Origin of the sequence: Pedobacter kyonggii, assembly GCF_004310665.1 — a bacterium.
Taxonomy (GTDB): domain Bacteria; phylum Bacteroidota; class Bacteroidia; order Sphingobacteriales; family Sphingobacteriaceae; genus Pedobacter; species Pedobacter kyonggii.
The window spans coordinates 53,953-68,607 of record NZ_SIXF01000008.1; the positions used below are offsets into that span (position 1 = coordinate 53,953).

Here is a 14,655-nt window from a genome sequence, read left to right on the forward strand (position 1 = left end):
GAGTCCCCTTTAGGGGATTTAAGGGTTATGAAATTATTAGAAGGAAAAACAGCATTAATTACAGGCGCATCTAAAGGAATCGGTCGTAAAATAGCTGAAAAATTTGCCGAGCAGGGCGCTAATGTAGCTTTTACATATTTATCATCAGTAGAAAAAGGTGAAGCTTTAGAGCAAGAATTGCAAAGCTTTGGAACAAAAGTTAAAGGTTATCGTTCTGATGCATCTAAATTTGCTGAAGCTGAGCAATTGATCAATGATATCGTAGCTGAGTTTGGTACTATTGATATCGTAGTAAATAACGCTGGAATTACCAAGGATGGTTTATTGATGCGTATGAGCGAAGAGAACTGGGATGATGTTATCAACATCAACTTAAAATCGATCTTCAATGTAACCAAAGCCGCTTCAAAAGTGATGATGAAAGCCCGTAAAGGTGTTTTTATCAATATGGGTTCTATTGTGGGTACTACAGGTAATGCCGGACAAGCAAATTATGCTGCATCTAAAGCTGGCATCATCGGTTTTACCAAATCAATCGCTAAAGAATTAGGTTCGAGAAATATCCGTGCCAACGTAGTTGCACCGGGCTTTATCCGTACCGAAATGACAGATATTCTTGATCCAAAAGTTGTTGAAGGATGGGAAAAAGATATTCCATTAAAACGCGCCGGAGAAACTGAAGATATTGCAAATGTTTGCGTATTCCTAGCCTCAGATATGAGTGCTTACGTAACTGGCCAAACTTTATCTGTTTGCGGCGGGATGCTGTAGGGAAGGTAGAAGGTATGAAGGTTTGGGGGTAAAGTGTTTCTTCCAAAGCCTTAGAAATATTAAGAAGTCAAGTTTTTAAAACTTGACTTCTTTTGTTACTTCACAATATATTTTCCTTTTGCCTCACTTACATTAGCTTGGTTTTTATTTTTCTCAAAAGCTAAATACCCTGGCTGCAACGATTTCCAAAAACTGGCCTGTGTAGGAAATTGAGCAATATATTTCTTCATATTTGTGTCTGTCATTTTAAAAGGATAGAAGTTAACCGGAATCTTTTCCTGGCCTGCATTTCTAGCTTCAACACCCAAAATATACACCTCTTTAATTTTTTCGTCGGTTAATGGAATGCATCCTACAGTAACGCAATTGCCGTGGATGTAAATATCGCTTCCAGGTTTCCTATTCTTTCCAGTTCGGGCATAATCTACAGCGTTTGGATAATTTACGCCCAATGATAGGTGAAAATTACTCATCGGATTAAAAACATTAATGTAATAAAAACCTTCCGGTGTTTGTCCATCGCCTTCAATTACTTTCGGACCAATGGTGCCAGAATGTGCACAGAAATCGTAAGTTCTAAACAACGAATATGTTTTTGCTGAATTATTTTTTAACCAAATCTCTAGTTTGCCTTCTGTTTTATAAGCATTGATTACCATAGAGAACCGATCGCCATAGCCACCTGCCAAAACAAATTTTCTCAATGTTTCCCATTTTTCATTGTAGGCCTTTTCTACTCTTTCGAATTTAATTTGAGTGGCTTTAAAATTATTTTGGGCATTTACCATAAGGCTTAGAGACACTAGAAACGTTAAACAGATTAATTTCATAAATTTTGATTTGGTTTAAAAATAGGGATTTAACCACAGAGCGCATAGCGTTCTCTTTTTTTACCACAAAGATCACCGAGAAAAGGCACGAAGTACACAGAGTTGAGTGCTTAAAAACAGTTTAGGTAATCTGTGTTCCTCAATGTAAAACTTAGTGAACTCGGTGGTTAAATGAAGTTGTATTTTAGCCCTCGCATAAATTCTTTATAGACAATAATCTTGAAAATTTCCTCAAAATTGCCATCTTTATAAAAGTATGAACAGTTTTTTTTCGGGTACATCTATTTTGTTTTTTCTCGGTTGCTTGGCGTTGGGCATGCTGTATGCCTGGTTGCTGTATCGCGGCAACAAAAATTTAGATAAAAAACTTCGGTACGGCTTAACTGCCTTGCGGATTATCGTAGTGACTACCATTACGTGGTTAATATTTGCACCCCTCATCAAAACCTTAAATTATACGTTGGATAAGCCCTTAATCATTATCGGCCAGGATAATTCTCTTTCTGTTGGTCAGGTTAAGGCAGCTGGTTTCGACCAAAAATTATACGAAAATAACCTTAAAGTTTTACAGGATAAACTATCAGACAAGTACGAGGTAAAAACACTTCACTTTGGCGATCAGGTTGCAGATGGTTTCGATTTTAAAAATCAGGGTAAATTAACAGATGCCTCGGCTTTTTTTCAGAAAGTTAGAGATGAATATACCAACAGAAATGTTGGCGCCATTATTTTAGCTACTGATGGTATTTTTAATCACGGTGGAAATCCGCTGTACAGTGTAAATCAGATTAATGCACCGGTTTATACCATTGCCTTGGGTGATAGTATTCCAAAGCGTGATGTCTTAATTTCGAACGTAAATTACAATAACATTGTGTATCTGGATGACGATTTTACGATCGAAGTTCAGGTTCAGGCTTTTCAAAGTGATGGCGAAAGCACTTCTTTAACGGTTAGCCAAAATGGCGCAAAGGTAGAACAGCAAAATATATCGATTAATGGAGCTTCTTTTGTTAAAACGATCCCCGTTAAGATCCATGCAGGTAAAATTGGTGTTCAGAAATATACCGTTCAGCTCGGCGCTTTACAAAATGAAATTACGACCAGAAATAATGTTCAAACCTTTTATGTAGAAGTTATTGATGGAAGGCAGAAAGTATTGCTTGCTGCGGTTGCTCCACACCCTGATCTGGGCGTGTTAAAAGAAGCTATATCGCTTAATAAACACTACGAAGCTAAACTTGCACTTGCTGACGATTTAAATACAACAGATCCCTCTAAATTTGATTTAATCGTGTTGTATCAATTACCGGATGCACAAAATATTTCGTCAGTGTTTTTAAAGAAATTAACAGGATTAAAGAAACCGATCTGGTACATTTTGGGGGCACAGAGCAATATAAATGCTTTTAATCAGATCCAAAATCAGGTCAATTTAGGTTCTGCAAACGGTTCCATTCAAGAAGTGTATGCCGATTTTGCCAATGGGTTTACAAGCTTCAATCTTACAGAAGATGATAAGAAGCAGTTTTCATCTTTCGATCCTTTGCTAAGTCCGTTTGGAAGGTTAACTGTGAATGCAGGCGCAATACCTGTTTTTAATCAACGTATTGGCAAAGTAAGCACACAGCAGCCATTATTGTTCTTTGCTAATGAAAATGGCTTAAAGACTGGTTATTTGATGGGAGAGGGGCTTTGGAGATGGAAACTTTCAGAAGCTGAAAACGAAGGCAATCAATCGGTTTTAAACGATCTGATCTCAAAAACAGTTCAATACCTATCTGTTAAAGATGACAAGCGGAGGTTTAAGGTGTTTACTTCAAAGTCGGCTTACGATGAAAATGAAACCATCCAGTTTAACGGTACCCTTTATAATGATAGCTATCAGCCTGTAAATGAGTCGGAAGTTAATCTTCAGGTTAAAAATGAAGCGGGCAAAGTGTTTAACTATATTTTTTCTAAAACCGAAAATGGTTATCAGCTAGATGCAGGAACCATGCCTGCCGGGAATTATTCTTACCTCGCCAATACAGAACTGGGTGGAAAGAAATTCACGGGTACGGGTAGTTTCTATGTAAATTCATTGATTGCAGAATTTCAGCAAACAACAGCTAATCACCAGCTTTTAAATACCATATCTAAGCAAAGTAATGGTAAACTGTTTATGCCCAAAAACCTGCTGAAAATAGTTGATGAGATTGCCAAAAACAAAAATATTAAAACTATCAGTTACGAAGACCGTAAATACGATGAGCTCATCAGCATGAAATGGCTGTTCGGCCTAATTTTGATTTTGCTGGGAGTAGAATGGTTTTTAAGGAAACGGAACGGGGAACTTTAAGTTTAGCGGTTCATTGTGCAGTCAGATGTTGCCATATGGTTGATAGATTATTTAGAGGCTCGTTGTGCAGTCAGATGTTACCATCTGACTGATAGATTGTTTTGAATTGAGTAAACCACAGTATTCAATTAATTTGAAAATGTCAGGTGGTAACACCTGACACCGTGAAAAAGATTATATGGGATTAAGAAACAGAAGCTTATTTCTGGAGAAAAAATGTTTTTTCGTGACCACGAGCTGTTATAAACATTTAAAACTTCTCGAAAGCGATTCATGCAAATTAATAATTGTCAATAGTTTAAATTTCATTGCTTTAAAATATGACATTTCGATTCTTGGGTATGTAATTATGCCAAATCATTTTCATGCTTTGCTCTATTTTAATGATGAAAATAAATTATCGGATAGCATGCGTGATTTAAAAAAGTTTTGCGCTTTCGAGATTCGAAAATATCTGGAATCCGATGAGAGTTCACTACTAAATTTGATAAGAGTTGAAAATGATATGCAGGTTTTTAAAGTTTGGGAAGATAGATTTGATGATGTCTGGATAGGTAGTAAAGCGCTTCTTGAAATTAAGCTCGAATATATCCATCAGAACCCATTACAATCTCATTGGAATTTGAGTGAGTATCCTGAGGATTATAAATATAGCAGTGCCGCATTTTATCTTGGTAAATTAGAAAATGTTATCAAAATCACTGATTACAGAGATGTTTTTGATTGATTGTATGGGTTTGATGGATGTGCAGTCGGATGTTGCCATCTGACTAATAAATAATCCTTAAATTGGAGAATAATGAATGGTCTTTAAATAATTTGAAAGTGTCAGGTGGTAACACCTCACACCACAGAAAAAACTTCGAATTGAAAACCCAATTAGCCTAATGCCATTCATCCCTGTAAACAAACTTGGGCATATGCCATTCGAAGCGGATAGAAAGTAATCTAAGTGCTAATCCAATAATAGCGGCTGTAATGGTAGCCAGCATTTCGCTTCCATGAAAATGCTCTATACCAATATAAACGGCTCCGGTAACTATCGCTGCGCTGGCATAAATCTCTTTTCTAAAAAGAAATGGAACCTCATTACAAAGTACATCACGGAGTACCCCGCCGGCACAACCCGTAATCATTCCACTAAAAAGTACAATTAAGTAAGGTAAATGGATTTCCTGTGCAACCTGGCAACCGATGATGGTGAAAACTACTAAACCCAAAGCATCAAGGTAAAGAAAAAGCTTTTTGAGTTTGGTCATGAGCGAGGCAATAAAAGCGGCAAGTAAGGCTGCTACTGCAGTAATTATCAAATATTCGGGATGTTCTACCCAGCTCATTGGATAATGTCCAAATAATACATTTCTAACGGTTCCACCACCTAACGCTGTAACCCAGGCAATAATACAAACACCAACCCAATCCATATCACGTCTGCCTGCAGAAAGTGCAGCAGTCATGGCTTCAGCGGTTATGGCGATAATGTAGAGGATGTGAAGCATTAGATAGGTTAGCTGTTTGAATCGGTTAATGGTTAACTGTTAAAGGAATTGTATATTGTTAGATTGCTGGGCGACTCCAAACTCTCAACCCCAAACGCCCTACTCAGGGCTAATCCTTCTTCTCTTCCTGAATAATTACGAAGACATCTTCATTGTCTTTTTTCATGAAGTATTTTTCGCGGGCAAATTTTTCAGCCGTATTCAGATTGGTATTCAGTTCGTTTAAATCTTTTTTAACCTGAGCGGTTTCTTTCTCAAAATATTCTTTTTCTTCCTGTAGTTTATTGGCCTGACTGCGGTATTCATACTGCGACATCATATCGTTTTTGTCGAAAAATAGCATCCACATCGCAAAAGCGACCGTAGCAAGGAAATATTTATTGCGGAAAAGATCTATTAAACGTTTCATATATTTTGATATGAGATTTTAGATGTGAGATTTGAGAAAACCCGAATCCAACAAACAAATATAGTATTAAAATAAAAACATCCGAAGATTTAAAATCTCCGGATGTTCTGCAAATAAGTTTTTCAACTTGTTAACACCCCAACCCCTTTAGGGGATTTAGGGGTTATTTCTTAGCGTATTTAAATTTTGAACCGATGAAACGAGCGTTTTCACCCAATTCTTCTTCAATACGTAATAATTGATTGTATTTTGCAATTCTGTCTGAACGTGATGCAGAACCGGTTTTAATCTGTCCGCAGTTTAATGCAACAGCTAAATCAGCAATCGTAACATCTTCAGTTTCGCCAGAACGGTGACTCATTACCGAAGTATAGCCATTGTTTTGTGCTAAAGTTACCGCATTGATGGTTTCAGTTAAAGAACCGATCTGGTTTACTTTTACTAGGATTGAGTTAGCAGTAGCCTCATCAATACCACGTTGTAAACGGGTTACGTTAGTTACAAATAAATCATCACCAACCAATTGAACATGATCTCCAATTTTATCAGTTAAGCTTTTCCAGCCAGTCCAGTCGTTTTCATCCATGCCATCTTCAATAGAGATAATTGGATATTTTGCAGAAAGATCAGCTAAATATTGTGCCTGCTCTTCGCTAGAACGAATTACCCCAGTGGCACCTTCAAATTTAGTATAGTCATACTTACCATCTTTGTAAAATTCAGATGATGCACAGTCTAAAGCTAAACAGATTTGAGAACCTGGTTTGTAACCAGCAGTTTCAATTGCTTTTAATACGGTTTCAATTGCATCTTCAGTACCATCAAAAGTTGGTGCAAAACCACCTTCGTCACCTACTGCAGTAGATAAACCTCTATCGTGAAGAATTTTTTTCAAGCTATGGAAAACTTCAGTTCCCCAACGTAAAGCCTCAGAGAAAGAAGGTGCGCCAACTGGCATAATCATAAATTCCTGGAAAGCGATAGGCGCATCGGAGTGTGAACCACCGTTGATGATGTTCATCATCGGAATCGGTAAAGTGTTGGCGTTAACACCACCAATATAACGGTATAATGGTTGACCGATTTCATCAGCAGCAGCTTTAGCAGCAGCCAAAGAAACACCTAAAATAGCATTAGCACCTAAGTTACCTTTGTTTTCGGTACCATCCAGGTCTAACATGATTTTATCAATTGTATTTTGCTCAAAAACATCAATACCTCTTAATGCATCAGCAATTTTAGTATTTACATTTTCTACAGCTTTTAAAACACCTTTACCTAAATATGTAGATTTATCACCATCACGTAATTCAACAGCCTCATATTGTCCAGTAGATGCACCGCTTGGTACAGCTGCACGGCCAAAAGCGCCTGCTTCTGTTACAACTTCTACTTCTACTGTTGGATTGCCTCTCGAATCGAGAATTTGTCTGGCATGGACATTAACGATTATGCTCATTTTTATTTGATTTTTTATTGATTTTTTAACCTGCTTAGTGTATAAAGTACAATTACTAAGCGCAACATCAAAGTTAGTATTATTTTTAAATAAATAAAGCGTTTTAAGGGTTAATGTTACGATAGCTGTTCAAGTTTAATCAGCTGTTAATTTTAAGTTAATATTGGTCATGAAACTCATGTTTAAGTTGAGGATAATAACATTCATATTAATTTGAAAAGCAGTTTTAGCAATACTTAGGTTGGGGCTGGTCACGCTTTTTCATTGCTCCCGACTTTACCTCGCGATTCATTTCAATCGGGTTTATACTGTTTAGGTCTGGTAATTCTTGAGAGGAATCAAACTTGTCTAATATTTCTCGGAATTTCATGACTTCAAATAAAAAAAACCGTTGAATTAGCTCCAACGGTTTTATTAAATATTTAATCTCCTTATTTTTTAGCTTCGGCCAATAATTGAGAATTTAAGCGTATATATTCATCTACCTTTGCTTCAGTTGCTAAAGCCAAGCCCGCTTTGGCGGTAGCTTCTGCACCAGCTTTGTCACCCATTTTTAATTGGATACGGCCTTTCCAGTATTTAAACCAAGGTGCTTTCATGTCAGATTTTTCTACTTCAGTCATCCATTCTAACGCGGTTTTTAAATCTTTTCCATTTTGGTAATAATACATTGCAGCATTATAGTATGGCTTTTTTTCGCCCTTCATGGCTTCAGCGATGTTGGCCATTACTTTTTCATCAATCGAAGTGGTAATGTTAATGGCATAGGCACTGTTTTCCCACATCATATTTAAAGTTGCAGAAGTTTCACTAACATCCGAAAATTGCATGGTTAAGGTTTCCACTTTATCCTTTAAAGCTTTCGTTTTTACTTTTACACGCAGCACATCGTCACTCTCTTTATAGGTGTAAGCACCCCATTGATCGGGCGTTTTGCTAAAAATAACCGTCCATTCGTTTTTGGCCGGGATACTGAACAAGCCATATTCGCCAGCAGGCAGGTCTTTACCTTCAATTTGAACAGCATCGGTAAATTTAAGACGTGTTGCTGCATTTGCACCATTGCGCCAAACTACACCCATAGGCTCCATGCCGCCAAAAATTTTTCTGCCTTTCACATTAGGACGTGAGTACATTAAAGTTATTTTTCCCAATCCAAAATCCTGAATAATGGTTTGCCCGCTACTGGCTTGTGGTATTTTTAAATCTTGTGCATTTGCTAAATCTACCACAGCTAATAGCATGATAAATAGCGCCGTAATTTTGTTGAATAATTTCATTGCTTTGTTGTTTTGGTTTGTACGAATTTACGCAATAAGCTTCAAGTTTAGCAAATGTTTTAATTCTGTTCGTTGCTTAACTGGTGTTTCCTAAATCCAAAAATCAATTCATCAAAATATTCTCCATTTTTAAAAATTGTATCTTTTAATTCCGCTTCGAAAACAAAACCAGCTTTTTGTAAAACCTTTTGTGAGGCGAAGTTCGTATGTGTAGTCCGTGCGAAAACTCTTTCTATATCGAAGGTGTCGAAACCATATTTAAGCATTTCTTTTATGGCAAGCGAAACAATGCCTTTACCCCAAAAATCTTCAGCAATCCAATAGCCCATTTCTGCACTTTTGCTATAAATATCAGCCAGTTGATGCACACCTATGGATCCGATTACTTCACCGTTTAAGACAATTGCCTTGATCTGTAAGGGGGTATGACTCAGTGCGAATCGAATAAAAGCTTCGCCATCTTTTTTCTCGTAAGGAAATGGGAATTTATTGGTCAAATATTTAGAAATATTGAAATTGTTGGCATGTTTAACCAAACTTTCAACATCACTTGGTTGATAAGGGCGTAAAATTAATTGCATTGTGTGTGATTTTATCAAGATGAATGTGCTTTGTAACTTTTCATTAAAACTAAAGTCAGAAACAAAATGCTTTTATGTTACACTTCAGTCAATTTGAAAAATCTTATTTCAACCATCTTGTTTTAAAGATAGATAATATTAAAATTCCTGAAGGCATTTTCTGGATAAAAGGAAGTAACGGCTCAGGGAAAAGCACACTGCTAAAAGCAATTGCCGGGATATTATCATTTGACGGAGATATAGCCATAAGCACTATTTATTTAAAAAATCATGGCGTTTCTTACCGAAAGCTTGTAAACTTTGCCGAAGCCGAACCACTGTACCCCGAATTTTTAACCGGATTTGAAATGGTTGATCTTTTCGCTAAAGCTAAGGGGGCAGTTGCTGGTCAGGAAGAGGCTTTAATTACAGAAATGGGAATGAGGCCTTACATTCATAATCCGTTGGGTTCATATTCTAGTGGCATGTTAAAAAAGTTGTCGTTGGTTTTGGCTTTTTTAGGACAACCTAAATTGATCTTATTAGACGAACCTTTAAATACAATCGACGTAGAATCATTAGAAATATTATACCGTTGGATTAATGAGAAATACCAAAATGAAAAAATCAGTTTTTTCCTGTCCTCACATCAGCCATTGGATGAGTTAAAACTGCCCGGACTTAAACAGATCAATATTCAACATAAAAAAATAATACTGAATTTTTAATGTCGTTGCTTTCAAACACTGCCTTAAAGAAAATATTTGTTGCTGGTTTTTACAGAACCCATGCAGGTATGTTGGTATTCATCTTTATGATGTTGATCAGTTACTGTTTGTTTATCAATACCCTGGGCACTGTTCGGCCAGACCAGATTGATTTCTGGCAGTTTTTCTTTACCATTAGTTTGGTGAGTAATCCACTGATGATGACTTTCTATCTTATAGGGAGCTCATTATATACTTACAAAAGCTTAAAATATGTTTTAAGTCAGCTTGTTTTGCCTCAGCAAGAGTTTCTGTATTATAGTTTCACCTCGTCAACTAAAAAACAGCAGTTTATGGCCTGGTGTGTAGTGCAGGTCTACATATTTATTCCTGTATTGTGTTATACGTTATATGCCATAAGCATTGGAATTGTATTTGGATATTATCTTATTTCTATCGGGATTTTGCTGTTTCAATTGCTTCTGGTTTTAGCGGGCACTTATATCTGCCTAAAAGAAAATAACCGCTTAATCGTCGCTAATAAACCAAGTTGGTTAATCAGGATCAGCAGAAAATGGAGCAAGCCAGTTTTTTTGTTGTATAGTTTTCAGGTTTTCAATCAATCCAAGCTGGCTTATGCGCTAACCAAATTGCTTTCTTGGGTGCTGATTTCGAGTGTGTTTGTAGTTTTTGCTGATCTTAAAGATGATCCAAGACTGTTGATGCTCATTACCACCTGTATTGTTATTGCCCATGTGGTGCTTATCTATCATGAGAAGATTTTTAATAATAGGTACTTATCGTTTCTGCCAAATTTTCCCTTTACCACGGGAAAAGTGTTCTTTAGCTTTTGCTTAAACTACCTTGTTTTATTATTGCCAGAAATATGTTGGATATTCAGCAGCTTTGGTATTTTAGTATCGCTCGAATTAATGGTATTTGCATTTTCGGTTATACTGTTATTCAGAAGTTTACTCATGTTAAATGCAATGCAGGTTAAGCAATTTTTGATATGGGTTTTTTGCCTGTTTTTCCTATTTTACCTGTTCATTATGTTTGGCTTTGGATTAATCCTTATTCCGCTAAATATTATTGTTGCATGGGTTGTTTTTAGGAGGAATTATTTGAATAACAGTATTTTGTGTTGATGTTATTTCTGCCTTAAATATTCGCGAATAAAAAGTTTAATCTTGTAAGCTCTGTTTTTATCTGATTCATACCGATTAAACCTCCAGACATGCCACTCGACTGCTGAAAAACATTTACAATAAGTCCGTTTTCAGTACTAGGTGACATGGTTACGCTAAATTTATAATAGGTTGCAAATGCGCCTAATAAAAGCCGTTTGGTTCGGCTCCCTTTCTCTAAAATTAAATTTCCATATTGCTGGTCGAAGACTTTATAGCCTTGTTGTTCCATGAGAACGGTAATTTTTTTAGTTATTTCTTCAAAAGAAACTTCTTTATATAAATTCGAAATCAATCCATCAACAGTTTGCATGTTTTTTATAAAATGTGCCATATTTTATATCAGTTAATTTTATTTGAGTCCATCTAATACCTTGAATAATTTTTTGTTAATCCCGCTTCCGCTATAGTTATTGATATTAATAACGATTACATATTTATTGCCTGCAGCATCAGTATGATATCCTGCAAATGCCGAAACATCATTTATCGTTCCACTTTTAATTTTCATACCGTTGTACTCGGGTAAGGCCTTATAATAATCTGCGAACCAGTTTTCTTTCTGGATCTGGAAAAGTATACTCGCCATTGCCGAAGTTGTTATTCTATCTCCCGGAGAAAGTCCGCTGCCATCAATAATGTTTAATGCCGTTTTATCAATGCCCTTATCGGCCCAGAAATTGATTTCGGTTTCCGCTCCTTTACTTGTTGTACCTGCTTTGCCTGATTTTAATGCAATGGCTTTTAAAAGTGATTCGCCATATAAATTGATGCTTTTCTTTAAAAACCAGTAGGTCATTTCACTTAAACTAGGCGAGCTAATGGTGCTTATTTTCTGTGTAACCGAAGGAATGACCTGATTGTTCAAGGTTATTAACCTTGCCGTTGTGGCTTGCTGGCCGGTCGAAATACCCAATCTTTTCAAAGTATCCTGTAAACGATAAGCGCAATCAAAAGCAGGGTCGGGGGTTGCGACTGAAATGCCCGATTTGCTAATGCCCATGCCCCAGCTACCTCGGATGTAGGCCGTATTGCTATACGGAGGAAAAAAAGCATAGGCCCGATCTCCAGATCCTGGATCGCCAGTTTTTAATTCATTTACAATTTGCACATAAGGTGTAGCCGGAACTGTTTTTATAATCTTCACTTCATCTGCTGTACTACTTCCAGGTTTCATATGAATATCGAATTGATTTTCTCTCCATGCTAAGCCAGAAGTCCCGGCACCATAATAATTGCCAATATCCTGCCAAACCCAGCCATCAGGTGTTGTTTGTGTGCCGAAAACGCGATCATCGCCAATTATTGTGCCTTCAATTTTTTTAATTCCGACAGATTTTATTGCAGTAACCCATTGCGTTAAAACTGCATTCTCTTTGTTTTGATATCGCCAGGAGCCCAGAGTTGGATCGCCACTGCCAATAATGATCAGGTTTCCTTTTAATATTCCATCTGTAGTAATTGTTCCGGTATAGGCCAATGTGGTTTGGAATTGAAAATCCTTCCCTAAAATACTGAAAGCCGTGGCCGCAGTAATGGTTTTCAGCGTAGAAGCCGTGGCAAGACCAATCTGCTCGTTTTTGGAAAATAATGTTTTTCCTGTATTGGCATCTAAAACGCAAAGTGAAGCAATTGCATGTTTTGCCTGTTCATCATTTAATAAATTGTTGAAGGCTTTTTCGAGATTCTGGATTCTATTTTGAGCAAGTGTAACTGTTGCTGAGAAAACAAACAGTAATAGTAATTTGAAAAATTTCATTTTTACAAGTAAAAGATTATTAGATCAAAAGGTTAGTCTAGTTGATCTAAAATTCGTAATCACTAAATTATATATAATTTAGTGATTATGATCTCTTTTTTATATGTAATTTAGTGATTATAATCTCTTTTTTTATGTTACAGCAAATTTATCCATTAAACAGTTTGTTGCGTTTAATTTCTTTTCCCTGCCTTAATTTTACTGCGTGATAGATAGTCGGCACATCGTTGGTCCATTTTTTTAGTGTGAAAACAATGGCAAGTATTTCTAACCTCGTTGCCAGCCCGATCCAAAAGCAAAGTTCAAATAATACCACCGATTCGCAATGAACCATAATTTCGACTAAGGTTGAGAACAAAACCAACGTCCAGATTTTAGCTCCAATAGAATGGGTAGCAATTTCCTTTTTAAATTTTATATAACTTAGTACGTATGTTGAAGCTTCGAAAGCACCAAGTACAATCAGTTTTACCAGGTTGATTTTGAAAAAATCGGGACATTGGATATAAGTAGCAACGGCTACTGAAATAAAAAATACCTGATCGATGCTAGAGTCTAAGCGGCGTAATTTTTCGGAGGAGATATTGAGTTTTCTGGCTATTATTCCATCGAATACATCTGTTAATAAACCGATCGATAATAATGTGATTGCAAGAAAAGAATAATGATTGACGTGGAAAAAGCTTAATAGAATTATTATAAAACCAATCAGTAACCTGGAATATATTAAAGCGATTGGAATATGTTTCATATTGGAGAGAGGGTATAAAAAAAGTCCCTCGATTTTACACCGAGGGACTTTTCTTGAGGATATTGATTAAACTAATTCTTTCTGAATTAGATATTCGGCAATCTGAACGGCATTAGTGGCAGCGCCTTTGCGCAAGTTATCAGCAACAATCCAAAGATTTAAAGCTTTAGGCGCTGATTCGTCTCTACGGATACGGCCTACAAAAACTTCATCTTTTTCATGAGCATCTTTTGGCATTGGGTATTTTAAGTTGGCAACATCATCAACAACGATTATGCCTGGTGCTTTTTCTAAAATACTGCGCACTTCAGCTAAATCGAAGTCATTTTCGAACTCAATGTTTACTGATTCTGAGTGACCACCCATTACCGGGATACGAACTGTAGTAGCGGTAACTTTAATGCTATCATCGCTCATGATTTTGTTCGTTTCCTTAACCATTTTCATTTCTTCTTTGGTATATCCGTTATCTGTGAAAACATCGATATGTGGAAGAACATTCAAATCAATTTCGTATGGATAAGCTTTAGGGCCATCAATGCCTTTACGCTCGTTCATTAGCTGCTCAACAGCTTTAACACCTGTACCTGTAACCGATTGATAGGTAGAAACGATTACACGTTTAATTTTGTATTTATCGTGTAAAGGTTTTAAAACCACTACCATTTGAATGGTAGAACAGTTCGGGTTAGCAATGATTTTGTTATCGATAGAAAGTTCGTGTGCATTAACTTCTGGTACAATTAATTTAATTGCAGGATCCATTCTCCATGCAGAAGAGTTATCGATAACGGTTGTTCCGGCTTCTTTAAAACGTGGAGCATGCTCTAATGAAGTATTTCCACCTGCTGAAAACAAAGCGATATCTGGTTTCATGCTGATTGCAGTATCCATGCTAACAATTGGGAACTTCTTACCCTTAAAAGTAATTTCCTTGCCAACACTCTTTTCTGATGCTACGGGAATCAACTCTGTTAAAGGGAAATTTCTTTCCTCCAATACTTTTAACATGACAGTGCCTACCAATCCGGTGGCACCTACTACTGCTACTTTCATTTTAAATTTTAATTATATATTATTAAACATTTGATATAAGCCCAAA

At 36.6% G+C, this 14,655-nt stretch carries 15 protein-coding genes; 5 read left to right on the plus strand and 10 right to left on the minus strand.

All coding sequences use genetic code 11. The features are described from left to right. The first annotated feature begins 27 nt into the window (after positions 1-27). Positions 28-771 (plus strand): 3-oxoacyl-[acyl-carrier-protein] reductase, encoded by a 744-nt coding sequence (gene fabG, locus EYS08_RS10455; protein WP_057933957.1) that lies wholly within the window; start codon positions 28-30, stop codon positions 769-771. A gap of 95 nt (positions 772-866) precedes the next feature. On the opposite strand, the gene EYS08_RS10460 is transcribed toward fabG, so the two are convergent. After that, positions 867-1,601: a L,D-transpeptidase family protein gene (locus EYS08_RS10460; RefSeq protein WP_131029991.1), complete on the minus strand. Its 735-nt coding sequence runs from the start codon at positions 1,599-1,601 to the stop codon at positions 867-869. A gap of 256 nt (positions 1,602-1,857) precedes the next feature. Here EYS08_RS10460 and EYS08_RS10465 point away from each other — a divergent pair, with 256 nt between their 5' ends. Further along, a complete protein-coding gene (locus EYS08_RS10465) occupies positions 1,858-3,942 on the plus strand; it encodes a hypothetical protein (RefSeq protein WP_131029992.1) in 2,085 nt (694 codons plus the stop codon). Between the two features lie 178 nt (positions 3,943-4,120). Beyond that, positions 4,121-4,669 carry an REP-associated tyrosine transposase gene (locus tag EYS08_RS10470; protein ID WP_131029993.1) on the plus strand — a complete coding sequence of 183 codons (549 nt, stop codon included), beginning with the start codon at positions 4,121-4,123 and terminating at the stop codon, positions 4,667-4,669. Positions 4,670-4,826: 157 nt separating this feature from the next. Here the strand turns inward: EYS08_RS10470 and EYS08_RS10475 are convergent, their stop codons facing one another. From EYS08_RS10475 to EYS08_RS10495, 5 genes are all read right to left on the minus strand, one after another. Beyond that, entirely contained in the window at positions 4,827-5,441 is a 615-nt protein-coding gene (locus tag EYS08_RS10475) for a trimeric intracellular cation channel family protein (RefSeq protein ID WP_131029994.1), read from the minus strand. 109 nt (positions 5,442-5,550) lie between these two features. Then, a complete protein-coding gene (locus tag EYS08_RS10480; RefSeq protein WP_025145767.1) occupies positions 5,551-5,850 on the minus strand; it encodes an FtsB family cell division protein in 300 nt (99 codons plus the stop codon). Positions 5,851-6,013: 163 nt separating this feature from the next. Next, a complete protein-coding gene (eno, locus tag EYS08_RS10485) occupies positions 6,014-7,309 on the minus strand; it encodes a phosphopyruvate hydratase (protein WP_029278432.1) in 1,296 nt (431 codons plus the stop codon). 431 nt (positions 7,310-7,740) lie between these two features. Beyond that, the gene (locus EYS08_RS10490; protein ID WP_131029995.1) at positions 7,741-8,589 is read right to left on the minus strand and encodes a DUF2911 domain-containing protein; all 849 of its coding nucleotides are present in this window, start codon (positions 8,587-8,589) and stop codon (positions 7,741-7,743) included. A gap of 59 nt (positions 8,590-8,648) precedes the next feature. Then, complete coding sequence (locus EYS08_RS10495; RefSeq protein ID WP_131029996.1) at positions 8,649-9,170, minus strand: GNAT family N-acetyltransferase; 522 nt, start codon at positions 9,168-9,170, stop codon at positions 8,649-8,651. Positions 9,171-9,244: 74 nt separating this feature from the next. Between EYS08_RS10495 and EYS08_RS10500 the strand changes: the two genes are divergently transcribed. Then, complete coding sequence (locus EYS08_RS10500; protein WP_131029997.1) at positions 9,245-9,877, plus strand: ABC transporter ATP-binding protein; 633 nt, start codon at positions 9,245-9,247, stop codon at positions 9,875-9,877. Continuing rightward, complete coding sequence (locus tag EYS08_RS10505; RefSeq protein WP_131029998.1) at positions 9,877-11,004, plus strand: hypothetical protein; 1,128 nt, start codon at positions 9,877-9,879, stop codon at positions 11,002-11,004. Before EYS08_RS10500 ends, EYS08_RS10505 begins: the two co-directional genes overlap by 1 nt. Positions 11,005-11,017: 13 nt before the next feature. Here the strand turns inward: EYS08_RS10505 and EYS08_RS10510 are convergent, their stop codons facing one another. The 4 genes from EYS08_RS10510 to EYS08_RS10525 all read right to left on the minus strand — a co-directional run bounded on the left by EYS08_RS10510 (position 11,018) and on the right by EYS08_RS10525 (position 14,609). After that, a complete protein-coding gene (locus EYS08_RS10510) occupies positions 11,018-11,356 on the minus strand; it encodes a hypothetical protein (RefSeq protein ID WP_131029999.1) in 339 nt (112 codons plus the stop codon). A 39-nt stretch (positions 11,357-11,395) separates the two neighbouring features. Then, the gene (dacB, locus tag EYS08_RS10515) at positions 11,396-12,802 is read right to left on the minus strand and encodes a D-alanyl-D-alanine carboxypeptidase/D-alanyl-D-alanine endopeptidase (protein ID WP_131030000.1); all 1,407 of its coding nucleotides are present in this window, start codon (positions 12,800-12,802) and stop codon (positions 11,396-11,398) included. Positions 12,803-12,950: 148 nt separating this feature from the next. Beyond that, positions 12,951-13,553 (minus strand): CDP-alcohol phosphatidyltransferase family protein, encoded by a 603-nt coding sequence (locus EYS08_RS10520; protein WP_131030001.1) that lies wholly within the window; start codon positions 13,551-13,553, stop codon positions 12,951-12,953. A 66-nt stretch (positions 13,554-13,619) separates the two neighbouring features. Then, positions 13,620-14,609, minus strand: a complete 990-nt coding sequence (locus EYS08_RS10525) for an aspartate-semialdehyde dehydrogenase (protein ID WP_029274013.1) — start codon at positions 14,607-14,609, stop codon at positions 13,620-13,622. Positions 14,610-14,655 lie beyond the last annotated feature (46 nt).